This window comes from Caballeronia sp. 11_S32 (genome assembly GCF_056930355.1).
The window spans coordinates 2,339,279-2,362,432 of sequence record NZ_JBXOWH010000003.1; the positions used below are offsets into that span (position 1 = coordinate 2,339,279).

Consider the following 23,154-nt stretch of genomic DNA (forward strand, 5'->3'; position numbering starts at 1 on the left):
CCCGGAGGAGACGATGCAAAACAACGAGACTCAAAAGCAGTCCGATTTCTCCGCGTTCGAAGGAACGCGTCCCGTGCAGGAACGACAGCGCTTCGATACCGACGCGCTCGCGTCGTGGCTCGCCTCGCACGTCGATGGCTTTGGCGGACCGTTGACTGTCGAGCAGTTCGCGGGCGGTCAGTCGAACCCCACGTTCAAGCTCGTCACGCCCGCGCGCAGCTATGTGATGCGCGCGAAGCCGGGACCGGCGGCGAAGCTGTTGCCGTCTGCGCATGCGATCGAGCGCGAGTATCGCGTGATGGACGCGCTTGCCTCGACCGACGTGCCCGTCGCCCGCATGCTCGCGCTGTGCGAGGACGAAAACGTGATCGGCCGCGCGTTCTATGTGATGGAGTTCGTGCAGGGCCGCGTGCTGTGGGATCAATCGCTGCCCGGCATGACGCCCGCCGAGCGCGCCGCGATCTATGACGAAACGAATCGCGTGATCGCGGCGCTGCATACAGTCGATGTCGAAGCCGCCGGTCTCTCGAGCTACGGCAAGCCGGGCAATTACTTCGAGCGTCAGATCGGGCGATGGAGCAAGCAGTATGTCGCGTCGGAGACCGAGAAGATCGATGCGATGAACCGGCTCATCGACTGGCTGCCGCAACACATTCCGCAATCGAGGAACGCGCGCGTCAGCGTCGTGCATGGCGACTATCGGCTCGACAATCTCATCTTTCATCCGACCGAGCCGCGCGTGCTCGCCGTGCTCGACTGGGAACTCTCGACGCTCGGCGATCCCCTCGCCGACTTCGCGTATCACTGCATGGCGTGGCATGTCGATCCATCGCAGTTTCGCGGCATCGCCGGACTCGACTGGGCTGCGCTCGGCATCCCTGATGAGGCCGCGTATGTGAAGCGCTATTGCGAGCGCACGGGCTTCGCGATCGAAGGCGACTGGAACTTCTATCTCGCCTACAACATGTTCCGCATCGCCGCGATTCTGCAAGGCATCATGAAACGCGTCGTCGATGGCACGGCCGCGAGCGCGCAAGCCATCGATGCGGGCAGGCGCGCGCGGCCGATGGCCGAACTCGCGTGGCAGTACGCACAAAAGGTGGAGACAAGAGCGTGAACTTCGATTACACACCCAAGGTGCAAGCGCTGCGCGAAAAGCTGCTCGCTTTCTTCGACGCGCACATCTACCCGAACGAACGCGCTTACGCCGAAGAAATTGCGACGAATCGCGCGGCCGGCAATGCGTGGGTTCCGACACGCCTGATCGAAGGCCTGAAAGAGCAGGCGCGCGCCGAAGGATTGTGGAATCTCTTTCTGCCCGCATCGGCGCGCGGCGCGGGCCTGACGAATCTCGAATACGCGCCGCTCTGCGAAATCATGGGCCGCGTGCCGTGGGCGCCGGAAGTCTTCAATTGCAGCGCGCCCGATACGGGCAACATGGAAACCATCGAGCGCTACGGCACCGATGCGCAGAAGGCGCAATGGCTCGAACCGCTGTTGCGCGGCGAAATCCGCTCGGCATTTCTGATGACGGAGCCGGAAGTCGCGTCGTCGGATGCGACCAATATCCGATGCAGCATCGCGCGCGACGGCGATAGTTACGTGATCGACGGTCACAAGTGGTGGTCGTCCGGCGCGGGCGACCCGCGCTGCAAGGTGTATATCGTGATGGGCAAGACCGATCCCGACGCGCCGAAACACGCGCAACAGTCGATGATTCTCGTGCCCGCCGACGCGAGCGGCATCACGGTGCATCGGCCATTGAACGTCTTCGGTTACGACGACGCGCCGCATGGCCACATGGACATCACGCTCGACAACGTGCGCGTGCCGGCGGCCAACATGTTGCTCGGCGAGGGACGCGGCTTCGAAATCGCGCAGGGCCGGCTCGGGCCGGGGCGCATTCATCATTGCATGCGCCTGATCGGCCTCGCGGAACGCGCGCTCGAACTGATGACGAAGCGCACGCTCGCGCGCGTCGCATTCGGCCAGCCGATCGCGCAGCATGGCGTGACGCAGGAGCGCATCGCCGAGGCGCGCATCATGATCGAGCAGGCGCGGCTACTGACGCTCAAGGCCGCGTACATGATGGACACCGTCGGCAACAAGGGCGCGCGCGGCGAGATCGCGATGATCAAGGTCGTTGCGCCGAACGTCGCGTGTCAGGTCATCGACTGGGCGATTCAGGCGCACGGCGCGGGCGGCGTCAGCGACGACTTTCCGCTCGCATATGCGTATGCATCGGCGCGCACGCTGCGTCTCGCGGACGGCCCCGACGAAGTGCATCGCAATGCCATCGCGAAGCTCGAAGTCGGCAAGTACACGTGAACCGGCGAGCGCGCTTCAGAACGCGTGCCGCGTGATGAACTCCGCGACGCACGCGGGCTTGCCGCCGCCTTCGCATTCGACCGTCACGAGCCACGTCACCTGCGCGCTGCCCGTTTCGACTTCGATCACCTTGTCGATCGCGAAGGCCGCGCGCAGACGCGCGCCCACGCGCACCGGCGACATGAAGCGCACGCGGTTCATGCCGTAGTTCACGCTGATGCGCGCGGCGAGCGGCACGCATTGCACGAGCCACATCGGCACGAGGGACAGCGTCAGAAACCCATGCGCGACGGTGCCGCCAAACGGCGAATCGCGCGCGGCGCGCTCGGCATCGACGTGTATCCATTGATGATCGTCGGTGGCGTCGGCGAAGCGGTTCACGCGCGTCTGATCGATCGTCGTCCATTCGCTCATATAGCGCGCGACGCCGGCCGCCGCGAACACATCGGCGACGCTCTTCAACGACGCCACGCTCATGCCTGACCGCCCGGATCGCGCAGGCCGAAGAGCGCGGCCGAATCCACCGTGAGCACGAGTTCGCCGTTCTGGTTGTGCGCTTCCCAGCGCGTCTGCACGATGCCGCGATCCGGCTTGCTCTTCGACACGCGCTTGTCGAGCACGCGCACGGTGAGCCGCACCGTGTCGCCGACGCGCACCGGCTTGATCCAGCGGATGTTGTCGAGGCCGGGCGAGCCCATCGAGGTCGAATCGCCCACCATGTCGCGCACGAGGATGCCCATCATCGCGGAGCACGTGTTCCAGCCGCTCGCGACGAGCCCGCCGAAATGCGACGCCTCGCCCGCCGCCTCCGACAGATGAAACGGCTGCGGATCGTAGCGCTCGGCGAACCCGACGATCTCTTCTCTCGTGAACGTATGCGCGCTCAACTGCACCGCGCTGCCGATTTCGAAATCCTCATAGGCGTATTTCATGCATGTTTCCTCGGTGAGCATCAAACTTCGGTGACGGAGAAAGCAGGAAGCGCGGCAAAGCGCGCGAGATGATGATCGACATCGCCGAGCGTCGTCTCGATGATCGACAAGCGCTTGAACCAGTGCGCCGCGGGCAGCTCGTTGGTCATGCCCATGCCGCCGTGCAACTGCACCGCTTGCTGACCGACGAAGCGCGCAGCCTGTCCGACGCGCGCCTTCGCGGCCGAGATGGCTTGCGCGCGCGTCGCGGCGTCGCCGCTCGTGTAACGCGCGGCGGCCAGATAGGTGATCGAGCGCGCCTGCTCGGCGTGGATCAGCATATCGACCATGCGATGCTGCAACACTTGAAAACGCGCGATCGGCATGCCGAACTGCTGGCGCTCCTTCGCGTAGGCCACGGTCGCGAGATTGAGCGCATCGAGCGCGCCGAGCGCTTCCGCGCACAGCAGGAAGGTCGCGTAATCCGCGATGCGTTCGAGCGTTGCGGCGCCCTTGCCACGGCTTCCGAGACGCGTTGCGGGTGTCTTGTCGAACGTGAGCGTCGCGGCGCGTTGACCGTCGATCGTGCGGTATTCCGTGATGCCGACATTCGCCGCCTCTTTGCCGACGATGAACAACGCCACTTCGCCATCGATCCGTGCCGGCACGATCCAGTAGTCGGCTTGCGCGCCGTGCTGAACCATCGACTTCGTGCCGTCGAGCGTGAAATGATCGCCGTTGCTGCGCGCGGTCGTGCGCAGGTCGAAGAGATCGTAGCGCGCGTGCGGTTCATTGAACGCGACGGAAAGACGGATCTCGCCACGCCCTGCGCGTTCGAGCAAATCGCCGGCATCCGGGCCGAGCCGCAACGCTTCGATGCCCACCGCCGTCGCCCAATACGGCTCGACGACGAGCGCCCGCCCAAGCTCCTGCATCACGACAAGCATGTCGACCGGACCGCCATCGAATCCGCCCTGTGCTTCGGGAACCGGCAGCGCCAACAGACCAAGCTCGGCGAACGCGCGCCAATGCTTTGCATCGGCGCCCGCCGCCGACGCGACGATTTTCTGCCGCGCATCGAACGCGTATTCCTTGTCGAGATAACGGCGCAGCGCGTCGCGAAACTGCTGCTGTTCATCGCTGAAGGTGAAGTCCATGCGGCGCTCCTCAAAGTCCCAGAATCATCTGCGCGATGATGTTCTTTTGAATCTCGTTCGAGCCGCCGTAGATCGATGTCTTGCGGAAGTTGAAGTAGTAGGCGGCGAGCGGCGCGGCATCGTCGTCGCCGGTGATGCTGTGCGCACGCTCCCCTTCGAGAAACGCGGGATCGAAGGCGGCGGCTTGCGGACCGATCGCTTCGACCATCAACTCGGTGAGCGCCTGCTGCACTTCGGTGCCCTTGATCTTCAGCATCGATGCTTCCGGTCCCGGGCCCTTGCCGCCGGCTTCGCTCGCGACGACGCGCTGTACGGTTACTTCGAGCGCCATCAGTTCGACTTCGAGCGCGGCCACTTTCGCGGCGAAGCGCGGATCGTGCAGCAGCGGCTTCCCGCCTTCGGTGCGATCGGCTGCGATGCGCTTCAGAAAGAGCAACTCGCGCTTCGATTGTCCGACGCGCGCGATGCCCGTGCGCTCATGACCGAGCAAATACTTCGCATACGTCCAGCCGCGATTTTCCTCGCCGACGAGATTCGCCACCGGCACTTGCACGTCCTCGAAGAAGACCTCGTTGACTTCGTGATCCTCGTCGAGCGTGATGATCGGCCGCACGGTGATGCCGGGCGTCTTCATGTCGATCAGAAGGAACGAGATGCCCTCCTGCTTCTTGGCTTCGGGATCGGTGCGCACGAGGCAGAACATCATGTCGGCGTGCTGGCCGAGCGTGGTCCAGGTCTTTTGTCCGTTCACGATATAGCGATCGCCGCGCCGCTCGGCGCGCGTGCGCAGCGACGCGAGATCGGAGCCCGAGCCGGGTTCCGAGTAGCCCTGGCACCACCAGTCGGTGCCGTCGAGAATGCGCGGCAGATAGTGCGATTTCTGCCCGGCGTTGCCGTACTTCATCAGCACGGGCGCGACCATCGACACGCCGAACGGCAGCACCATCGGCGCGCCGGCGCGGGCGCATTCTTCATCCCAGATATGGCGCTGCGCGACGTCCCAGCCCGGGCCGCCGTATTCCTTCGGCCACGCGACCGCCGACCAGCCGCGCGCGGCGAGCAGCCTGTGCCAGCTCGCGTAATCGTCGCGAGTCAGACGTTTGTGATGGAGAACTTTGTCGCGCAGCGCGCGAGGAAGACTGGCTTCGAGCCAGGCGCGGATCTCGGCGCGAAAGGCGCCATCGGCGGGGGAATAATCGAGGTTCATTCGCGGTGTCTCCCAATCATGGCTCAGTCCGGAGCCAGTGGAGACGCCGCGCGCGAACGTTACTGCAGCGGCTCTTTCAGTGCATCCGGAACAGGCAACGGCATCACGTCGATCCCTTCTTCGAGCAAGGCGTGCGTCTCTTCGGGCGTCGTGACGCCGCGAATGCTGCGCGCCGGCGCCTCGTTGTAATGAATGCGCCGCGCCTCCTCTGCAAACCGCTCGCCCACGTTTTCGGTCTTCGCTATCAGCTCGCGCATGAACTGCAGCGCGCGCGCCTGCAGCGCCGCCGCCTCGGGCGCTGCTTGAGGCTGCGGAGCCTGCGGCGCCGCCTCGCCTCGCGCGGACGACAGATTCAGGCGCGGCGCGGACGGCATGCGGCTCACTTCCGTCGACGAACAAACCGGACATGCGACCAGCTTGCGCGACAACTGCGACTCGAACTCCTCGGTCGAGGCGAACCAGCCTTCGAACCGGTGTTCATGCGAGCACTTTAAATCGAGGACCTTCATGCTGATGGGGCTTCGTTGAAGTTTATCTCAAAACGGCATTTTATGAACGATCGTTCGTAAAACCATATGAATGCCATTACCGCGAGAGGAGCAATCATTCATTCTAGCCGTTCGGTTTATCCCACGCTCTTCGTCGCTCAAAAACGACGAAAGCGGCCAACGAGGCCGCTTCCGCTTGAATCCGTTCGACGCCGCTGCCTACGCCGACGCGCCCAGCGTCCATTCACCCGAGCGGATCTTCTCCAGCCAGAACACGCCGATGATCGTCTTGACGTCGCTGATGCTGCCGTCCTTCACCCAGTTCAACAGTTGCGCTTCCTCGGCGATGAAGGTTTCGAGGAACTCGCCTTCATCCAGTTTGGCATCGCCCGCGGTGAGGCCACGCGCGAGGTAGAGATCGATGAACTCCGTCGAGTACGAGATCACCGGATGGATGCGCGTAAGGAACGTCCATTCGCGCGCCGTGTATCCCGTCTCTTCCTCGAGTTCCCGCTTCGCGCAAGTGAGTTCGTCCTCGTTGGGATCGAGCTTGCCCGCGGGAAATTCCAGCAGCACGCGCCCCACCGGATAGCGGAACTGACGCTCGAGCAGCACGCGGCCATCGTCGAAAACAGGCAGGATCATCACCGCGCCGGGATGCTCGACGAACTCGCGCGTCGCGTGTTTGCCATCGGGCAATTCGACGGTGTCGCGCTTCAGCGTGAGGAATTTGCCCTCGTGCAGCGTGACGCTTTCGACCTTCTTTTCAATGAGGCCGTCGTCGTTACGGGGAATCGAGGAATGATCTGCCATCTTGAGCCCTGTGCTTTTGAAGCAAACAAGCCGCTAACGGCGCGAAGCCGTCAGCGGCGTTTGACGAGATACTGGTACGTGAAGCCCGGAAAGGCCAACACGACGAAGAGACTGAAGGTAATGGCATAGAACTGCCATTCCTGAGCGAATCGGTTGCCGGCGCGCGCTTCGAGCATGAAGCCGAGCGCGCCGACCACGAAGTAAAGAACGATGAGCTCGCCGATGCGAATCCACGCGCTCTTCTTCGCCGCCTTGCGTCCCGTCGGCGCCGGAAGCGGCAACGGGACGATGGCGAAGAGGCGCTGATTCAGGAACGGCAGGTTGGCGAGAACGAGCGCCAACAGCACGATGAACCAGCCAGCCGCCGACATTACAGTTGCAGCGTATGCGCGATCGCCGTCAGGCACGCCGTCATCAGCGGACCCGGCACCAGGCCGAGCACGAGGATGGCAAGACCGTTGAACGCGAGCAGCGAGCGGTTGAGGCCGCCAGCGACGATCGGCGACGAATCTTCCGGCGCATCGAAGTACATCAGCTTCACGACGCGCAGGTAGTAGAACGCGCCTACGAGCGAAGTCAGCACGGCAAGAACGGCGAGCCAGGTGAGACCGGCGTTCATCGTCGCTTCGAGCACGGCGAGCTTTGCGTAGAAACCGACCGTCGGCGGGATACCGGCGAGCGAGAACATCATGATCATCATGACGAATGCGAACACCGGACTGCGTTGGTTCAGGCCCTTGAAGTCCTCGAGCATTTCGGCTTCGAAATCGCGGCGCGCGAGCAGCATGACCACACCGAAGGTGCCGAGCGTCGTCACGAGATAGATGATGCTGTAGAACATCGCCGAGCTGTATGCGCCCGCCGCGCCCGTCACCTTGCCGTCGACCACGCCAGCCAGGAGACCCAGCAGCACGAAGCCCATGTTGGAGATGGCCGAGTACGCCAGCATCCGCTTGATGTTCTTCTGCACGATACCCGTGATGTTGCCGACGATGAGCGACAGCGCCGCGAGAATCACGAGCATCTCTTGCCAGTCGACCGCCAGCGGCAGCAGGCCCATCACGAGGAAGCGCAAGCCCCACGCGAACGCCGCGACCTTCGGGCCACCGCCGGTGAGCAGCGTCATGGCGGTCGGCGCGCCTTGATAGACGTCAGGCACCCACATATGGAACGGCACCGCGCCCATCTTGAACGCCACGCCCGCGACGATGAAGATCACGCCGAACAGCAGCACCGCGTCGTTGATGCGGCCCGAAGCCACCGCCTTCAGCACTTCGTTCAGCTCGAGCGAGCCGGTCGCGCCGTAGAGCATCGAGATGCCGTACAGCAGGAAGCCGGATGCGAGCGCGCCGAGCACGTAGTACTTCATCGCGGATTCGTTCGATTGCGGCGCGTCCTTGCGCAGCGCGATGACCGCGTACAGCGACAGCGACATCAGTTCGAGGCCGAGATACAGCGTGAGGAAGTTGTTGCCCGAGATCATCACGCACTGGCCGAGCAGCGAGAACAGACCGAGCAGGAAGAAGTCACCGCGGAACAGGTCGCGGTCTTCCAGATACTTCTTCGAGTAGATGATCGACACCGCGTAGCCAAGGCACACCACCGCCTTCATCGCGCTCGCGAACGGATCGACGATGTACATGCGCGTGAAGAAGTAATGCGGCGTCGGATCGAGCGCGGTGAAAGCGAACCACACGCCGACGACGAGCGTCGAGACGAGCGCGATCAGATACGTCGTGCCGCGGCTCTTCGGGCCGAACATGGTGTCGTTCAGCCACGCGATGACGACCGCGGCCATCAGGATCGCGTCGGGCCACAGGAGACTCATAGGAGCGTTTTGCATGATCTTTTAGTTCCTCCGCACGACGTTACTGAGCCAGCGGCAGCTTGGACTGCGCGACGTGGGAGAGCAGGTTTGCCACCGAAGCGTGCATCACGTCCGTAAAGGGCTTCGGGTGCAGGCCCATGTACAGCGTGAACAGCGCGAGGATGGCGAGCATCAGGAATTCGCGCCTGTTGATGTCGGCAAGCTTCGCGACGTGGTCGTTCTCGACCGCGCCGAAGTACACGCGCTTGTACATCCACAGCGTGTACGCCGCGCCGAGAATCAGCGTGAACGTGGCGAGGAACGCGATCCAGAAGTTGTACTTCACCGCGGCCAGGATAACCATGAATTCGCCGACGAAACCCGAGGTGCCCGGCAGACCGCAGTTGGCCATCGCGAAGAGCATCGCGAATGCAGCGAACTTGGGCATCGTGTTCACGACACCGCCGTAATCCGCGATCTGGCGCGAGTGCACGCGGTCATAGAGCACGCCGATCGAAAGGAACATTGCGCCCGAGATGAAACCGTGCGAGATCATCTGGATGAGGCCGCCTTCGACAGCCAGCTGGCTCGATTCGCCGAACATGAAGAAGCCGAGCGTGACGAAGCCCATGTGCGCGATCGACGAATACGCGACGAGCTTTTTCATGTCGGCCTGCACCATCGCCACCAGCCCGATGTAGATCACCGCGATCAGCGACAGCGTGATGACGACCGGAGCCAGGAAGTGGCTCGCATCCGGCGCGATCGGCAGCGAGAAGCGCAGGAAACCGTATGCGCCCAGCTTCAGCATGATTGCCGCCAGCACGACCGAGCCGCCCGTCGGCGCTTCGACGTGCGCGTCAGGCAACCACGTGTGCACCGGGAACATCGGCACCTTCACGGCGAACGCCAGGAAGAACGCGATGAAGAGCAGCACCTGCGGCGTCATGTCGAGCTTCGCGGCTTGCCACGTGGCGAGATCGAACGTGTGCGTCTGCGTGTACAGATACAGCAGCGCGACCAGCATCAGCAGCGAGCCGGCCAGCGTGTACAGGAAGAACTTGAACGCCGCGTACACGCGATTCGGGCCGCCCCACACGCCGATGATGATGTACATCGGAATGAGCGTGGCCTCGAAGAACACGTAGAACAACAGGCCGTCCGCCGTCGAGAACACGCCGATCATGATGCCCGAGAGGATCAGGAACGCGGCCATGTACTGCGACACGCGTTCGGTGATCACTTCCCAGCCGGCAATCACGACGACCACCGTGATGAGCGCGGTCAGCACGACGAACCACATCGAGATGCCGTCCACGCCCAGGTGATACGTGATGTTGAAACGCTCGATCCAGTTCGACTGCTCGACGAACTGCAGCGCGGCGCTCGACGTATCGAAGCCCGTGATGAGCGGAATCGTGACGATCAGCCCGAGCACCGAGCCGACCAGCGCCATCCAGCGCGCGGGCGCCGGATTGCGATCGTTACCAACTGCGAGTACCAGCAGGCCGAAAATGATCGGCAGCCAGATCGCGACACTGAGAATCGGAAAAGAGTGCATAGGATCCCTCGCCTTATTTGCCGCCGAGCGTCACAAACAGGGTCAAGAGCCCCAACATGCCGATAATCATGGCGAACGCGTAGTGATAGATGTAACCGGATTGAAGGAAGCGGATCACACCGGCGAACCAGCCCATGAACCGCGCACTGCCGTTGACGATGCCGTCGATGACGACCACATCGCCCTCTTTCCACAGGCCGCGGCCGATGGCGATCGCGCCCTTCGCGAACACGACCTCGTTGATCTTGTCGCAGTAATACTTGTTGTCGAGCAACACGTAGATCGGACGGAAGGTCTTCGCGACGACCGCCGGCAGATCCGGACGTTTCATGTAGAAGAACCATGCGACGATCACGCCGAGCGCCGCGAGCCACACCGGACCCGGCGTGATGATGCCGTGCAGCGCCATCGCGACCCAGCCGTGGAACTCTTCGGCCATTTCCTTCAGGCCTTCGTGGTTTTCGCCGATGAAGATCACCTTGTCGAACGCCACGCCGTGCGAGAAGAAGTCGCCGTAGATCATGGGGCCGATCATGATCGCGCCGATGATGATCGACGGAATCGCGAGCAGCACGAGCGGCAGCGTCACCACCCAGGGCGTTTCGTGCGGAACATGCGGGCCATGACCGTGACCGTGGTCATCGTGATGACCGTGCGCGTCATGACCGTGGCCATTCGCTTCGGCCTGGCCCATCGGCGAGTCGGGATGCTTCGGACCGCGGAAGCGCTCTTCGCCGTGGAACACCATGAAATACATGCGGAACGAGTACAGCGACGTGACGAACACGCTCGCCACCACCGCGAAGTACGCGAAGCCCGAACCCGCCAGGTGCGAATACTTCACGGCTTCGATGATCGAGTCCTTCGAGTAGAAGCCCGAGAAGAACGGCGTGCCGATCAGCGCGAGCGAACCGATCAGCGACGTGATCCAGGTGATCGGCATGTACTTGCGCAGGCCGCCCATGTTGCGCATGTCCTGATCGTGGTGCATGCCGATGATGACCGAGCCCGCGCCAAGGAACAGCAGCGCCTTGAAGAAGGCGTGCGTGCCGAGGTGGAACACGGCAACCGGATATGCCGACACGCCCAGCGCGACCGTCATGTAGCCGAGCTGCGAGAGCGTCGAGTATGCGACCACGCGCTTGATGTCGTTCTGCACGACGCCGAGGAAGCCCATGAACAACGCCGTGATCGCGCCGATGACGGTCACGAACGAGAGCGCCGCATCCGAATGCTCGAAAAGCGGCGACATGCGCGTCACCATGAAAATGCCGGCCGTCACCATGGTCGCCGCGTGAATCAGCGCGGAGATCGGCGTCGGGCCTTCCATCGAGTCGGGCAGCCAGACGTGCAGCGGGAACTGCGCCGACTTACCCATCGCGCCGATGAACAGGCAGATACACGCAACCGTCAGCAGGCCCCATTGCGTGCCGGGGAAAGTCATCGTCGCGAGCTTGTCGCCTTGAGCGAAGACATCGCCGTAGTTCAGCGAGCCGGCGAATGCGAGCAGCAGACCGATGCCCAGCAGGAAGCCGAAGTCACCGACGCGGTTCACGAGGAACGCCTTCAGGTTCGCGTAGATCGCGCTTTCACGCGTGAAGTAGAAGCCGATCAGCAGGTACGACACGAGACCCACCGCTTCCCAGCCGAAGAACAGCTGCAGGAAGTTGTTGCTCATGACGAGCATCAGCATCGAGAACGTGAAGAGCGAGATGTACGAGAAGAAGCGCTCGTAGCCGACTTCCTCGTCCGCCATGTAGCCGATCGTGTAGATGTGCACCATCAGCGAGACGAAGGTCACGATGACCATCATCATCGCCGTGAGCGAGTCGACCAGGAAGCCGACTTCCATCTTCAGCGAGCCGACGTTCATCCATTCGTAGATCGTCGCGTTGAAGCTCGCGCCGTGCATCACGTCGTTGAAGACGAGCGCCGACAGGATGAACGAGATGAAGACGCCGAGGATCGTGATGCGATGCGAGCCCTTGCGCCCTACCGCCTTCCCGAATAGCCCCGCGATCAGCGAGCCCGCAAGCGGGGCCAGCGGAACCGCGAGCAGGAGGTTTTCATTGAGTGTCGTGGACATAACAGCCTAGCCTGAAATTAACCTTTGAGCTGATCGAGGTCCTCGACGTTGATCGTGTCGAGGCTACGGAACAGGGTCACGAGAATCGCGAGACCGATCGCGGCTTCAGCCGCGGCCACGGTCAGCACGAAGAACACGAAGATCTGGCCGTGCACGTCGCCCAGATAGTGCGAGAACGCGACGAAATTGGTGTTCACCGCGAGCAGCATCAATTCGATGGCCATCAGGATGATGATGACGTTGCGGCGGTTCAGGAAGATGCCGACGATGCTGATCGCAAACAGGATCGCGCCGAGCACGAGGTAATGGGCAAGACTCAACATATTCGATTTCTCCTTCGCGCTCAGCCCTTGTTGTCGACCGTGCCCGCGCCGATATTGCCGGTCACGGCGGGTTCCGTGGAGGCATCCGGCGCCTCCGTCTCGGGCTTCATCTTCACGATACGCACGCGGTCCTGAGCGCGCACCTTGACCTGCTGGCTGACGGTTTGCGTCTTCTTGTCCTTCTTGTCGCGGATCGTGAGCGAGATCGCCGCGATGATCGCGACCAGCAGCACGAGGCCCGCGATTTCGAACGCGAAGATGTAATCCGTGTAGATGACCTTGCCGATCAGCTGCGTGTTCGGCATCAGCGCCGCGCCGGAGACGCCTGCGCCCGCGGATGCGTCGCGCAGCGGCGTGGTCGTCGCGCCGTAGCCGTGCCACAGGATCAGCGCCGTCTCGATCACGATGATCGCGCCCACGATGCTCGCGAGCGGCACGAAGCGCTTGAAATCCTTGCGCAGGACATCAATGTTGATGTCGAGCATCATGACCACGAAGAGGAACAGCACCATGACGGCGCCCACATACACGAGAACCAGCAGAATCGCGAGGAATTCGGCTTGCAGCAGCATCCAGATCGCGGCCGCGTTGAAGAACGAGAGCACGAGGAAGAGCGCGGATGACACCGGGTTGCGCGAGGTGATCACCTTCAGCGCCGACACGGTCAGCAGCAGCGCGAAGATATAGAACAGTACGGTTGTGAATTCCATGATTACCGGTTCATCGTTAGGCCATCATCAGGCATGGTGTGTCGGCGCTCGGAGTCTTCCGCCGTCGAACGGACAGAACACGACCTCGGCGCACGCCGCAGTGTGCCAAACAGCAACAACAAAATCGCTCTGGCTCGATGCCGAAACATTGGCTCCGGCATCGAACTGATATCAACGATAAGGCGCGTCCGCCGCCTTCGACGCGGCGATTTCCTTCTCGTAACGATCGCCCACCGCAAGCAGCATGTCCTTCGTGAAGTACAGGTCGCCGCGCTTTTCGCCGTGATATTCGAGGATGTGCGTCTCGACGATCGAATCGACCGGGCAGCTCTCTTCGCAGAAACCGCAGAAGATGCACTTGGTCAGGTCGATGTCGTAGCGCGTGGTGCGGCGGGTGTTGTCCGCGCGCGTTTCCGATTCGATCGTGATCGCCATCGCCGGGCACACTGCTTCGCACAGCTTGCAGGCGATGCAGCGCTCTTCGCCGTTCTCGTAACGGCGAAGAGCGTGCAGGCCGCGGAAACGCGGCGAGATCGGGGTCTTTTCTTCCGGGAACTGCACCGTGATCTTGCGCTGGAACGTGTAACGGCCCGTCAGCGCGAGACCCTTCAGGAGCTCGGTGAGGAAGAAGGTTTTGAAGAAGTTCTGAATAGCGTTCATGATGTTTTCGTCCGCTCGAGTCCTGTTACTTCCAGATGTTGAGCGGCGACATGATCCAGAAGCCGACCACGACCACCCAAATCACCGACACCGGCAGGAACACCTTCCAGCCGAGACGCATGATCTGGTCGTAGCGGTAACGCGGGAAAGTCGCGCGCGCCCAGATGAAGACCGACAGCAGCAGGAAAATCTTGAAAACGAACCAGAATACGCCCGGGATGAACGACAGGAAGCCGAACGGCGCATCCCAGCCGCCGAGGAACAGCGTCGTCGCGATCGCGGAGATCACGATCATGTTGATGTACTCGGCCAGGAAGAACAGCGCGAACGCCATGCCGGAGTAATCGATCATGTGACCCGCGACGATTTCCGATTCGCCTTCCACCACGTCGAACGGGTGACGGTTCGTTTCAGCGATGCCCGAGATGAAGTACACGACGAACATCGGCAGGAGCGGCAGCCAGTTCCACGACAGGAAGTTGATGCCCCAGCCCGCGAACATGCCGCGCTGCTGCGAGTGCACGATGTCGGACATGTTCAGCGTGCCCGCGACCATCAGCACCACGACGAGCGCGAAGCCCATCGAGATTTCGTAGGACACCATCTGGGCTGCTGCGCGCATCGCGCCGAGGAACGCGTACTTCGAGTTCGACGCCCAGCCCGCGAGAATCACGCCGTACACGCCGATCGACGAGATCGCCATCGCGTACAGCAGGCCCGCATTGATGTTGCCAAGCACCGCCTGCGCCTGGAACGGGATGACCGCCCACACCGCGAACGCGGGCACCACGGTCATGATCGGCGCGATCATGTAGATCCAGCGGCTCGCCTGCGTCGGCTGAATGACTTCCTTCAGCAGAAGCTTCAGGACGTCCGCGATCGGCTGCAACAGGCCAGCCGGACCGACACGGTTCGGGCCGAGACGCACGTGCATCCAGCCGATGAGCTTGCGTTCCCAGAGAATCAGGTACGCCACGCACAGTAGGATGGCCACCGAAACCACGAGGATGCGGACCAGCGCCCACACCGTCGGCCATGCGACGCCAAGAAGCTGCGTGCCGCCTGCGTTGATCGTATCGAACAAGCCCATTTTTACGCCTTCTCCACTACCAGTTCACCGAACAGGCCGCCGAGCGCGGCGCCAGCCGTCGTGCCCGCCGACACGCGGACCACCGATTCCGCGAGATTCGCGTCGCGGACCGCGGGCAGCGTCACCGACAGGTTGCCTTGCTTGATACGCACTGCTTCGCCGTCCTTCAGGCCGAGCTTGTCGAACAGCGCGGTCGGCAGGCCCGCCACGTTCGCATCGCGTGCGGCGGCCGTCAGATGCAGCGACGGCGCGCGGCGCACGAGCGCATCGGCGTGATAGATCGGCACATCGGCGAGACGCTGCAGGCCGCTGCCGTTCAGCGCCACCTTCGATGCGGCGCGCGCGGCCGTCACGGTCGTCTTGTTCGACAGACGCGTGGTCAGATCGCCCGTGCCGAGCGCCGCGATGCGTACTTCTTCAGCCGTGTCGTACTCGAAGCCCGGCAAGCCGAGGATCGTGCCCAGCACGCGCAGCACCTTCCAGCCCGGACGCGTGTCGCCCAGCGCGCGCACGACGCCGTTGAACGACTGAGCCGTGCCTTCCGCGTTGACGAACGTGCCCGACGTTTCCGTGAACGGCGCCACCGGCAGCAGCACGTCCGCGTAATCCATGCCGTGCTTGAACGGCGACATCACGACGACCATTTCCGCAGCCTTCAGCGCGGCGATGGCTTGCGCCGGATTCGCCGTGTCGTATTCCGGCTCGGCGTTGAACAACACATAGCCCTTGCGCGGCTCTTCGAACACTTCGCGCGCGTTGAGACCACCCTCGCCCGGCAATGCATCGACGAGATACGCGCCGACCGAGTTCGCGCCTTCCGTGAGGAAGCCGAGCGTCGCGCCGGTATTGTCGGCGATCCACTGCGCGGCTGCCTGAATTTGCGCAAAGTCCGGATGCTGCACCGCGACGTTGCCGAGCAGCACGACGCGCTTCTCGCCCGCCGACAGCGATGCCGCGACGTCCTTCGCCGCCGCCGACACTTCGCGGCCCGCGAACGCGTCCGGCAGCGCGACGCCGCGCGCTTCGGCCACCGCCGCGGCGATGCCCGCGAGCACGTCGAGCCATGCGGACGGAGCCGCGACCAGGCGATGCGCGGTCGGGATCAGCGAGTCGTCGTTGCTGGCGTTGAGGAACGTGACCTTCGCGCCGTTCTTCGCCGCCTGACGCAGACGCGAAGCGAACAGCGGATGATCGCGACGCAGGAACGAGCCGATCACGAATGCGGTGTCGATGGTCGACAGATCCGCGATCTTCGTGCCGAGCCACGGCGCGCCGACGCCCACCGGCGCCGAGAAATCGTTCTGACGCAGACGGAAATCGACGTTCGGCGTACCGACGCCTTCCGCGAGTTGCTTCAGCAGATGCAGTTCTTCCACCGTGCTGTGCGGCGTGGCCAGTGCGGCGATGGCGTTCGCGCCATGATCCGCCTTGATGCCCTTCAGGCCCTTCGCGACATATTCGAGCGCGGTCTGCCAGTCGGTTTCGATCCAGTTGCCGCCCTGCTTGAGCATCGGCACGGTGAGACGCTCGTCGCTGTTCAGGCCTTCGTACGAGAAGCGGTCCTTGTCCGAGATCCAGCATTCGTTGATGGCTTCGTTCTCCATCGGCAGAACGCGCATCACGCGATTGTTCTTCACCTGCACCACGAGGTTCGCGCCGACGGAATCGTGCGGGCTCACCGACTTGCGGCGCGACAGCTCCCACGTACGCGCGCTGTAGCGGAACGGCTTGCTCGTCAACGCGCCGACCGGGCACAGGTCGATCATGTTGCCCGACAGCTCCGAATCCACGGTCTTGCCGACGAACGACGTGATTTCCGAATGCTCGCCGCGGCCCAGCATGCCGAGCTCCATCACGCCGGCCACTTCCTGGCCGAAGCGCACGCAGCGCGTGCAGTGGATGCAGCGCGACATCTCTTCCATCGAGATGAGCGGACCCACGTTCTTGTGGAACACCACGCGCTTTTCTTCGCTATAGCGCGACTGCGACTTGCCGTAACCGACAGCCAAGTCCTGCAGCTGGCACTCGCCGCCCTGATCGCAGATCGGGCAATCGAGCGGGTGGTTGATCAGCAGGAATTCCATCACCGACTGCTGGGCCTTCACGGCCTTGTCGGAGGTGGTGCGCACGACCATGCCCGCCGACACGGGCGTGGCACAGGCGGGGACGGCCTTCGGCATCTTTTCGACTTCGACGAGGCACATCCGGCAGTTCGCGGCGATCGACAGCTTCTTGTGATAGCAGAAGTGAGGAATGTACGTATCGACCTTATGCGCAGCCTGGATCACCATGCTGCCTTCAGGCACCTCGACCGTCTTGCCGTCAATTTCTAGTTCAACCATGATGGATAAAGATCCTCAAACCCTTGTCTCGCGCATCTGACTGCGCGCCTGATTACGCGGTAAGCGCTTCGGACGGCGCGTGATGCGCATGCCCGCCGACGAGACAGTGCTTGTGCTCGACGTGATATTCGAATTCGTCCCAGAAGTGCTTGAGCATGCCGCGCACGGGCATCGCCGCCGCATCGCCGAGCGCGCAGATCGTGCGGCCCATGATGTTCTCGGCGACCGAGTTCAGCAGATCCAGATCTTCCTTGCGGCCGAGACCGTGCTCGATGCGATGCACCACGCGATACAGCCAGCCGGTGCCCTCGCGGCATGGCGTGCACTGGCCGCATGACTCTTCATAGTAGAAGTACGACAGGCGCAAGAGCGAGCGCACCATGCAGCGCGTTTCGTTCATCACGATGACCGCGCCCGAGCCCAGCATCGAGCCGGCCTTCGCGATCGAATCGTAGTCCATGTCGGTTGCGAGCATCATGTCGCCCGGCACGACCGGCGCGGACGAACCGCCCGGAATCACGGCCTTCACCGACTTGCCGCGCACGCCGCCCGCCAGTTCCATCAGCGTCGAGAACGGCGTGCCCAGCGGAATTTCATAGTTGCCCGGACGGTTCACATCGCCCGACACGGAGAAGATCTTCGTGCCGCCGTTGTTCGGCTTGCCGAGCTCGAGGTAATTCTGCGGGCCGATTTCCAGCAGGAACGGCACTGCCGCGAACGTCTCGGTGTTGTTGATGGTGGTCGGCTTGCCGTACACGCCGAAGCTCGCCGGGAACGGCGGCTTGAAGCGCGGCTGGCCCTTCTTGCCTTCCAGCGATTCGAGCAGCGCGGTCTCTTCGCCGCAGATGTACGCGCCGTAACCATGGTGCGCGTACAGCTCGAACGAAAAACCGGAGCCGAGGATGTTCGCGCCGAGATAGCCGGCACGGCGCGCTTCTTCGAGCGCCGCTTCGAACACCCGATAGACTTCGAAAATCTCGCCGTGGATGTAGTTGTAGCCGACGGTGATGCCCATCGCATACGCGCCGATGGCCATGCCCTCGATCAGCGCGTGCGGGTTCCAGCGCAGGATGTCGCGATCCTTGAACGTGCCCGGCTCGCCTTCGTCCGAGTTGCACACGAGATACTTCTGCCCCGGGAACTGACGCGGCATGAAGCTCCACTTCAGGCCGGTCGGGAAGCCCGCGCCGCCACGGCCGCGCAGACCCGACGCCTTGACGTCCGCGATCACCTGCTCGGGCGGAATCTTTTCTTCGAGAATGCGGCGCAGTTGCTTGTAGCCGCCGCGCGCGACGTAATCTTCGAGATGCCAGTTCTCGCCATTGAGACCGGCGAGGATCAGCGGCTTGATGTGACGATCGTGGAGTGACGTCATTTCGAAAGTTCCTCGATCAACTGGTCGATCTTCTCGCGACTCATGAAGCTGCACATGCGATGGTTGTTCACGAGCATCACGGGTGCGTCGCCGCACGCGCCGAAGCACTCGCCTTCCTTCAGCGTGAACTTGCCGTCCGGCGTGGTTTCGCCGAAGTCGATCCCGAGCTTCTGCTTGAGATACTCGGCGGCGCTATCCGAACCGCCGTCCGGACCGAGCTGGCAAGGCAGATTCGTGCAGAGCGTGATCTTGTGCTTACCGACCGGTTTCAGCTCGTACATCGTGTAGAACGTGGCGACTTCCTGCACCGCGACGGGCGGCATGCTCAGGTAATCGGCCACGAACTGCATGATTTCGGGCGAGAGCCAACCATGCTCTTCCTGAGCGACAGCGAGCGCCGCCATCACCGCCGATTGCTTTTGCTCGGCGGGATACTTCGCGACCGCGCGATCGATTTCTTTCAGGCCTTCAGCTGAGATCATTTTCAGACACGACTCTTTCAATTCCTACCGAACGAAAACCTGCCGCGCCCTTCGTATTGCGGCAGACCTGGCGTTCCTGCGGGTTCCTGTTATTGCTTTCGCGTTTTCGCGCACGGCGGCTCGTTCAGCACGCCATGCAAGCGGGCGATGAGATCAGCGATCGATCTCGCCGAACACGATGTCTTGCGTACCGATGATCGTCACAGCGTCGGCGATCATGTGGCCTCGCGCCATTTCGTCGAGCGCTGCGAGGTGCGCATAGCCCGGCGCGCGAATCTTCAGGCGATACGGCTTGTTCGCGCCGTCCGAAATCAGATAGATGCCGAACTCGCCCTTCGGATGCTCGACCGCCGCGTACGTTTCGCCTTCCGGCACGTGGAAGCCTTCGGTGAAGAGCTTGAAATGGTGAATCAGCTCTTCCATGTTGCTCTTCATGCCGACGCGCGACGGCGGCGCAACCTTGTGATTATCGACCATCACAGGGCCAGGATTCTTGCGCAGCCACGCAATGCACTGTTTGGCGATATGCGTCGACTGGCGCATTTCTTCCACGCGCACGAGATAACGGTCGTAGCAATCGCCATTCACGCCGACGGGGATATCGAAGTCGAGCTGATCGTACACTTCGTACGGCTGCTTCTTGCGCAAATCCCATTCGATGCCCGAGCCGCGCAGCATCGCGCCGCTCAAGCCCATTTGCAACGCGCGCTCCGGACTCACCACGCCGATGCCCACGAGACGCTGCTTCCAGATGCGGTTATCGGTGAGCAGCGTTTCGTACTCGTCGACACAGCCCGGGAAGCGATTGAAGAAGTCCTCGATGAAGTCGAGCAGCGAACCTTGACGGTTCTCGTTCATCCTGTCGAGCGCCTTCGCGTTGCGGATCTTCGATGCCTTGTATTGCGGCATCGCATCCGGCAGATCGCGGTACACGCCGCCCGGACGGTAATACGCCGCGTGCATGCGCGCGCCCGACACCGCCTCGTAGACGTCCATCAGGTCTTCGCGCTCGCGGAACGCGTAGAGAAACACCGCCATCGCGCCGACGTCGAGTGCGTGCGAACCGATCCACATCAGGTGGTTCAGCACACGCGTGATTTCGTCGAACAGCACGCGGATGTACTTCGCGCGGATGGGGACATCGATGCCCAGCAGCTTTTCGATGGCGAGCACATAGCCGTGCTCGTTGACCATCATCGACACGTAGTCGAGACGGTCCATGTACGGCACGGACTGCAGGAAAGTCTTGGTCTCGGCCAGCTTCTCGGTTGCGCGATGCAACAGACCGATGTGCGGGTCGGCGCGCTGGATCACTTCGCCGTCGAGTTCGAGCACGAGGCGCAGCACGCCGTGCGCTGCCGGGTGCTGCGGGCCGAAGTTCAGCGTGTAGTTTTTGATCTCTGCCATGACGCTCTCTTAATGTTTCAGACCGCCATAGCGATCTTCGCGAATCACGCGCGGCGTGATTTCGCGCGGCTCGATCGTCACAGGCTGATACACGACGCGCTTCTCTTCCGGGTCGTAGCGCATTTCCACGTAACCGGAGATCGGGAAGTCCTTGCGGAACGGATGGCCGATGAAGCCGTAGTCCGTGAGAATGCGGCGCAGGTCCGGGTGGCCTTCGAACACGATGCCGTAGAGGTCGAACGCTTCGCGCTCGTACCAGTTCGCCGACGACCAGATATCGACCACGGAAGGCACGATGGGCACTTCGTCGTCCGGAGCGAATACGCGCACGCGCACGCGCCAGTTGTTCGTGATCGAGAGAAGATGGCTGACGGCCGCGAAGCGCGGGCCGTCGTAGACGCCGTCGCCGTAGGTCGAGTAATCGACGCCGGAGAGGTCCATGAGCTGCTCGAAGCGCAGCGACGGATCATCGCGCAGCTGCTTGCAGACTTGCAGATAGTTCGCCGCCTTGACGACGATCGTCACTTGCCCAAGCGACTCCGTAACGCTCTGGAGACGGTCGCCAAACGCCGTCTCGAGGTTCGCTTTGAGGGTCTCGAGTTTGCTTGCCATAGTTGGGGAGACTCAGGCCCTTACTGACGGGCGATGGTGTTGGTGCGGCGAATCTTCGCCTGCAACTGGATCACGCCGTAGACCAGGGCTTCGGCGGTCGGAGGACAACCGGGGACGTACACATCGACCGGCACGATCCGGTCGCAACCACGCACGACGGAATACGAATAGTGGTAATAGCCGCCGCCATTCGCGCACGAGCCCATCGAGATGACCCAGCGCGGCTCGGCCATCTGGTCGTACACCTTACGAAGCGCGGGCGCCATCTTGTTGCACAGCGTGCCGGCGACGATCATCACGTCGGACTGGCGCGGGCTCGGACGGAACACCACGCCGAAACGGTCCAGGTCGTAACGGGCAGCGCCCGCGTGCATCATCTCGACCGCGCAGCAGGCGAGACCGAACGTCATCGGCCACAGGGAGCCGGTGCGCGTCCAGTTGATCAGCTTGTCAGCCGTGGTGGTGACAAAGCCTTCCTTCAAGACCCCTTCGATACTCATTTGTTTTCCACTCCAGATGAGCAGCCAGCCATAGCCGCCCATGAATCCGGTGATCTAACTGTCATTCCCAGTCGAGTCCGCCCTTTCTCCAGATGTAGGCGAAGCCGAGCAAAAATTCGAGCAGAAAAATCATCATCGCAATGAAGCCGGGCCAGCCGATATCGCGCAGGGACACACCCCACGGGAACAGGAACGCCGTTTCAAGGTCAAAAATGATAAAAAGAATCGCGACGAGATAGTAACGCACATCGAACTTCATACGCGCGTCTTCGAAGGCTTCGAAGCCACACTCGTACGGTGCGTTCTTTTCGGTGTCGGGCTTGTTGGGACCGAGGATCTTGCCGATACTGACCAGCGCTATACCTAAACCAAGGCCCACCACGAGAAACAAGAAGACGGGGTAATAGGGTGCGAGGTTCAAGGCTATCCTCAGATCGGTAGATGTGGTCTGTTAGTGATTGGGGCCTTCAGCCGGGACGGACCACCCGGCGGGAGAATTCACTTGGGACCGCTCACGATATCAGCGTACTGTGACAACCGCTTTGACGATGTCGACGCTGCTGTGAAAACGTAAGCGTACTCCAGAAGTGACAATGCCAGCCGAAGCGATGCATGCGGCTGGCATTGGATAACTTTGGTGCCGACGGCGAGACTCGAACTCGCACAGCTTTCGCCACTACCCCCTCAAGATAGCGTGTCTACCAATTTCACCACGTCGGCACTGTACTGCAATCCGGGAAAACTACTTCTTAATTGCCGCGAATCGCTTCAAGACTTGAATTATAACTGGGCCCTACGAATTGTTCAACGCACAAAATGCAAATTTCGCGAAAAATCTGTTCTGCCGTTATTTGGGCACGTCAGCGCCCGGCGCGGACGACGCGACCGGTGCCGATGCAGGCGCCGAAGCCGCGGATGCAGCAGCAGCAGCCGATGTCGGCACGGGAGCCGCACCGCCCAGCACGCCCGCCGAAGTCTGCGGCTTGTAGCTGCCGAGGTAAGTCAGCGCCAGCGTCGTAACGAAAAAGATCGCGGCGAGTACCGCGGTGGTGCGCGACAGGAAGTTGGCCGACCCCGTTGCTCCGAAGAGACTGCCCGATGCACCGCTGCCGAACGCCGCGCCCATGTCCGCGCCCTTGCCGTGCTGAAGCAGCACGAGGCCGATGACGCCCAACGCAGACAACAACTGGACGACGATAATCAATGTCTTCAAATACAGCATTTAAACTCACCCGATTCCTGATATTTCCGTGACACCTTCGTGTCGCACTATGCTCTTTCGCCTGCCCTGCCCG

General features: G+C 62.3%; 24 protein-coding genes and 1 tRNA gene. 2 read left to right on the top strand and 23 right to left on the bottom strand.

Annotated features, from left to right (window positions below):
- Positions 1-13: 13 nt before the first annotated feature.
- Both AC1Z32_RS22580 and AC1Z32_RS22585 read left to right on the top strand, forming a co-directional pair.
- Positions 14-1,117, top strand: a complete 1,104-nt coding sequence (locus tag AC1Z32_RS22580) for a phosphotransferase (RefSeq protein WP_483480701.1) — start codon at positions 14-16, stop codon at positions 1,115-1,117.
- Positions 1,114-2,328 (top strand): acyl-CoA dehydrogenase family protein, encoded by a 1,215-nt coding sequence (locus AC1Z32_RS22585; protein WP_483480703.1) that lies wholly within the window; start codon positions 1,114-1,116, stop codon positions 2,326-2,328. The genes AC1Z32_RS22580 and AC1Z32_RS22585 overlap by 4 nt, the downstream gene beginning before the upstream one ends.
- A 15-nt stretch (positions 2,329-2,343) precedes the next feature.
- Here the strand turns inward: AC1Z32_RS22585 and AC1Z32_RS22590 are convergent, their stop codons facing one another.
- From AC1Z32_RS22590 to secG, 23 genes are all read right to left on the bottom strand, one after another.
- Positions 2,344-2,805, bottom strand: coding sequence for a MaoC family dehydratase (locus tag AC1Z32_RS22590; protein WP_483480705.1), 462 nt, complete (start codon positions 2,803-2,805; stop codon positions 2,344-2,346).
- A complete protein-coding gene (locus AC1Z32_RS22595; RefSeq protein WP_062601714.1) occupies positions 2,802-3,260 on the bottom strand; it encodes a MaoC family dehydratase in 459 nt (152 codons plus the stop codon). Before AC1Z32_RS22595 ends, AC1Z32_RS22590 begins: the two co-directional genes overlap by 4 nt.
- Positions 3,261-3,280: 20 nt before the next feature.
- Positions 3,281-4,396 (bottom strand): acyl-CoA dehydrogenase family protein, encoded by a 1,116-nt coding sequence (locus tag AC1Z32_RS22600; protein WP_483480707.1) that lies wholly within the window; start codon positions 4,394-4,396, stop codon positions 3,281-3,283.
- 10 nt (positions 4,397-4,406) lie between these two features.
- The gene (locus AC1Z32_RS22605) at positions 4,407-5,603 is read right to left on the bottom strand and encodes an acyl-CoA dehydrogenase family protein (protein ID WP_483480709.1); all 1,197 of its coding nucleotides are present in this window, start codon (positions 5,601-5,603) and stop codon (positions 4,407-4,409) included.
- A 59-nt stretch (positions 5,604-5,662) separates the two neighbouring features.
- Positions 5,663-6,112: a DUF1178 family protein gene (locus tag AC1Z32_RS22610; RefSeq protein ID WP_483480711.1), complete on the bottom strand. Its 450-nt coding sequence runs from the start codon at positions 6,110-6,112 to the stop codon at positions 5,663-5,665.
- Between the two features lie 198 nt (positions 6,113-6,310).
- Positions 6,311-6,904, bottom strand: coding sequence for an NUDIX domain-containing protein (locus AC1Z32_RS22615; protein ID WP_483480713.1), 594 nt, complete (start codon positions 6,902-6,904; stop codon positions 6,311-6,313).
- A gap of 50 nt (positions 6,905-6,954) precedes the next feature.
- A complete protein-coding gene (locus tag AC1Z32_RS22620) occupies positions 6,955-7,275 on the bottom strand; it encodes a DUF2818 family protein (protein WP_483480715.1) in 321 nt (106 codons plus the stop codon).
- Positions 7,275-8,747, bottom strand: coding sequence for an NADH-quinone oxidoreductase subunit NuoN (gene nuoN / locus AC1Z32_RS22625; RefSeq protein ID WP_483480717.1), 1,473 nt, complete (start codon positions 8,745-8,747; stop codon positions 7,275-7,277). Before nuoN ends, AC1Z32_RS22620 begins: the two co-directional genes overlap by 1 nt.
- Before the next feature lie 25 nt (positions 8,748-8,772).
- Entirely contained in the window at positions 8,773-10,272 is a 1,500-nt protein-coding gene (locus tag AC1Z32_RS22630) for an NADH-quinone oxidoreductase subunit M (RefSeq protein WP_483480719.1), read from the bottom strand.
- Positions 10,273-10,285: 13 nt separating this feature from the next.
- A complete protein-coding gene (gene nuoL / locus AC1Z32_RS22635) occupies positions 10,286-12,358 on the bottom strand; it encodes an NADH-quinone oxidoreductase subunit L (RefSeq protein ID WP_483480721.1) in 2,073 nt (690 codons plus the stop codon).
- Between the two features lie 17 nt (positions 12,359-12,375).
- Positions 12,376-12,681 carry an NADH-quinone oxidoreductase subunit NuoK gene (nuoK, locus tag AC1Z32_RS22640; RefSeq protein WP_007588140.1) on the bottom strand — a complete coding sequence of 102 codons (306 nt, stop codon included), beginning with the start codon at positions 12,679-12,681 and terminating at the stop codon, positions 12,376-12,378.
- A gap of 20 nt (positions 12,682-12,701) precedes the next feature.
- Positions 12,702-13,391 (bottom strand): NADH-quinone oxidoreductase subunit J, encoded by a 690-nt coding sequence (locus AC1Z32_RS22645; RefSeq protein WP_483480725.1) that lies wholly within the window; start codon positions 13,389-13,391, stop codon positions 12,702-12,704.
- Between the two features lie 171 nt (positions 13,392-13,562).
- Positions 13,563-14,051, bottom strand: a complete 489-nt coding sequence (gene nuoI, locus AC1Z32_RS22650) for an NADH-quinone oxidoreductase subunit NuoI (RefSeq protein WP_050327022.1) — start codon at positions 14,049-14,051, stop codon at positions 13,563-13,565.
- 25 nt (positions 14,052-14,076) lie between these two features.
- A complete protein-coding gene (gene nuoH, locus AC1Z32_RS22655; RefSeq protein ID WP_483480727.1) occupies positions 14,077-15,141 on the bottom strand; it encodes an NADH-quinone oxidoreductase subunit NuoH in 1,065 nt (354 codons plus the stop codon).
- 2 nt (positions 15,142-15,143) lie between these two features.
- Positions 15,144-17,483, bottom strand: a complete 2,340-nt coding sequence (nuoG, locus tag AC1Z32_RS22660; RefSeq protein WP_483480729.1) for an NADH-quinone oxidoreductase subunit NuoG — start codon at positions 17,481-17,483, stop codon at positions 15,144-15,146.
- Between the two features lie 52 nt (positions 17,484-17,535).
- Entirely contained in the window at positions 17,536-18,858 is a 1,323-nt protein-coding gene (nuoF, locus tag AC1Z32_RS22665; RefSeq protein WP_062601341.1) for an NADH-quinone oxidoreductase subunit NuoF, read from the bottom strand.
- Positions 18,855-19,340 carry an NADH-quinone oxidoreductase subunit NuoE gene (gene nuoE, locus AC1Z32_RS22670; protein ID WP_483480731.1) on the bottom strand — a complete coding sequence of 162 codons (486 nt, stop codon included), beginning with the start codon at positions 19,338-19,340 and terminating at the stop codon, positions 18,855-18,857. The genes nuoF and nuoE overlap by 4 nt, the downstream gene beginning before the upstream one ends.
- 153 nt (positions 19,341-19,493) lie before the next feature.
- The gene (locus tag AC1Z32_RS22675; protein WP_483480733.1) at positions 19,494-20,747 is read right to left on the bottom strand and encodes an NADH-quinone oxidoreductase subunit D; all 1,254 of its coding nucleotides are present in this window, start codon (positions 20,745-20,747) and stop codon (positions 19,494-19,496) included.
- Between the two features lie 9 nt (positions 20,748-20,756).
- A complete protein-coding gene (locus tag AC1Z32_RS22680) occupies positions 20,757-21,359 on the bottom strand; it encodes an NADH-quinone oxidoreductase subunit C (RefSeq protein WP_483480735.1) in 603 nt (200 codons plus the stop codon).
- A 20-nt stretch (positions 21,360-21,379) separates the two neighbouring features.
- A complete protein-coding gene (locus AC1Z32_RS22685) occupies positions 21,380-21,859 on the bottom strand; it encodes a NuoB/complex I 20 kDa subunit family protein (RefSeq protein WP_006052903.1) in 480 nt (159 codons plus the stop codon).
- A 61-nt stretch (positions 21,860-21,920) separates the two neighbouring features.
- Positions 21,921-22,280, bottom strand: a complete 360-nt coding sequence (locus AC1Z32_RS22690) for an NADH-quinone oxidoreductase subunit A (RefSeq protein WP_041730499.1) — start codon at positions 22,278-22,280, stop codon at positions 21,921-21,923.
- Positions 22,281-22,494: 214 nt separating this feature from the next.
- Positions 22,495-22,579 (bottom strand) — tRNA-Leu (locus AC1Z32_RS22695).
- Positions 22,580-22,706: 127 nt separating this feature from the next.
- Positions 22,707-23,081 (bottom strand): preprotein translocase subunit SecG, encoded by a 375-nt coding sequence (gene secG / locus AC1Z32_RS22700; RefSeq protein ID WP_062601345.1) that lies wholly within the window; start codon positions 23,079-23,081, stop codon positions 22,707-22,709.
- Positions 23,082-23,154: the final 73 nt, after the last annotated feature.

Coding starts and splice junctions, on each gene's coding strand:
- nuoF (WP_062601341.1), bottom strand. CDS start 18,858: ATGACGTCACTCCACGATCGTCACATCAAGCCGCTGATCCTCGCCGGT.
- nuoG (WP_483480729.1), bottom strand. CDS start 17,483: ATGGTTGAACTAGAAATTGACGGCAAGACGGTCGAGGTGCCTGAAGGC.
- nuoL (WP_483480721.1), bottom strand. CDS start 12,358: ATGTCCACGACACTCAATGAAAACCTCCTGCTCGCGGTTCCGCTGGCC.
- AC1Z32_RS22605 (WP_483480709.1), bottom strand. CDS start 5,603: ATGAACCTCGATTATTCCCCCGCCGATGGCGCCTTTCGCGCCGAGATC.
- nuoE (WP_483480731.1), bottom strand. CDS start 19,340: ATGATCTCAGCTGAAGGCCTGAAAGAAATCGATCGCGCGGTCGCGAAG.
- AC1Z32_RS22675 (WP_483480733.1), bottom strand. CDS start 20,747: ATGGCAGAGATCAAAAACTACACGCTGAACTTCGGCCCGCAGCACCCG.
- AC1Z32_RS22630 (WP_483480719.1), bottom strand. CDS start 10,272: ATGCACTCTTTTCCGATTCTCAGTGTCGCGATCTGGCTGCCGATCATT.
- AC1Z32_RS22685 (WP_006052903.1), bottom strand. CDS start 21,859: ATGAGTATCGAAGGGGTCTTGAAGGAAGGCTTTGTCACCACCACGGCT.
- AC1Z32_RS22600 (WP_483480707.1), bottom strand. CDS start 4,396: ATGGACTTCACCTTCAGCGATGAACAGCAGCAGTTTCGCGACGCGCTG.
- nuoH (WP_483480727.1), bottom strand. CDS start 15,141: ATGGGCTTGTTCGATACGATCAACGCAGGCGGCACGCAGCTTCTTGGC.
- AC1Z32_RS22615 (WP_483480713.1), bottom strand. CDS start 6,904: ATGGCAGATCATTCCTCGATTCCCCGTAACGACGACGGCCTCATTGAA.
- AC1Z32_RS22590 (WP_483480705.1), bottom strand. CDS start 2,805: ATGAGCGTGGCGTCGTTGAAGAGCGTCGCCGATGTGTTCGCGGCGGCC.
- nuoK (WP_007588140.1), bottom strand. CDS start 12,681: ATGTTGAGTCTTGCCCATTACCTCGTGCTCGGCGCGATCCTGTTTGCG.
- AC1Z32_RS22610 (WP_483480711.1), bottom strand. CDS start 6,112: ATGAAGGTCCTCGATTTAAAGTGCTCGCATGAACACCGGTTCGAAGGC.
- AC1Z32_RS22680 (WP_483480735.1), bottom strand. CDS start 21,359: ATGGCAAGCAAACTCGAGACCCTCAAAGCGAACCTCGAGACGGCGTTT.
- secG (WP_062601345.1), bottom strand. CDS start 23,081: ATGCTGTATTTGAAGACATTGATTATCGTCGTCCAGTTGTTGTCTGCG.
- AC1Z32_RS22620 (WP_483480715.1), bottom strand. CDS start 7,275: ATGTCGGCGGCTGGCTGGTTCATCGTGCTGTTGGCGCTCGTTCTCGCC.
- nuoI (WP_050327022.1), bottom strand. CDS start 14,051: ATGAACGCTATTCAGAACTTCTTCAAAACCTTCTTCCTCACCGAGCTC.
- AC1Z32_RS22580 (WP_483480701.1), top strand. CDS start 14: ATGCAAAACAACGAGACTCAAAAGCAGTCCGATTTCTCCGCGTTCGAA.
- AC1Z32_RS22595 (WP_062601714.1), bottom strand. CDS start 3,260: ATGAAATACGCCTATGAGGATTTCGAAATCGGCAGCGCGGTGCAGTTG.
- nuoN (WP_483480717.1), bottom strand. CDS start 8,747: ATGCAAAACGCTCCTATGAGTCTCCTGTGGCCCGACGCGATCCTGATG.
- AC1Z32_RS22645 (WP_483480725.1), bottom strand. CDS start 13,391: ATGGAATTCACAACCGTACTGTTCTATATCTTCGCGCTGCTGCTGACC.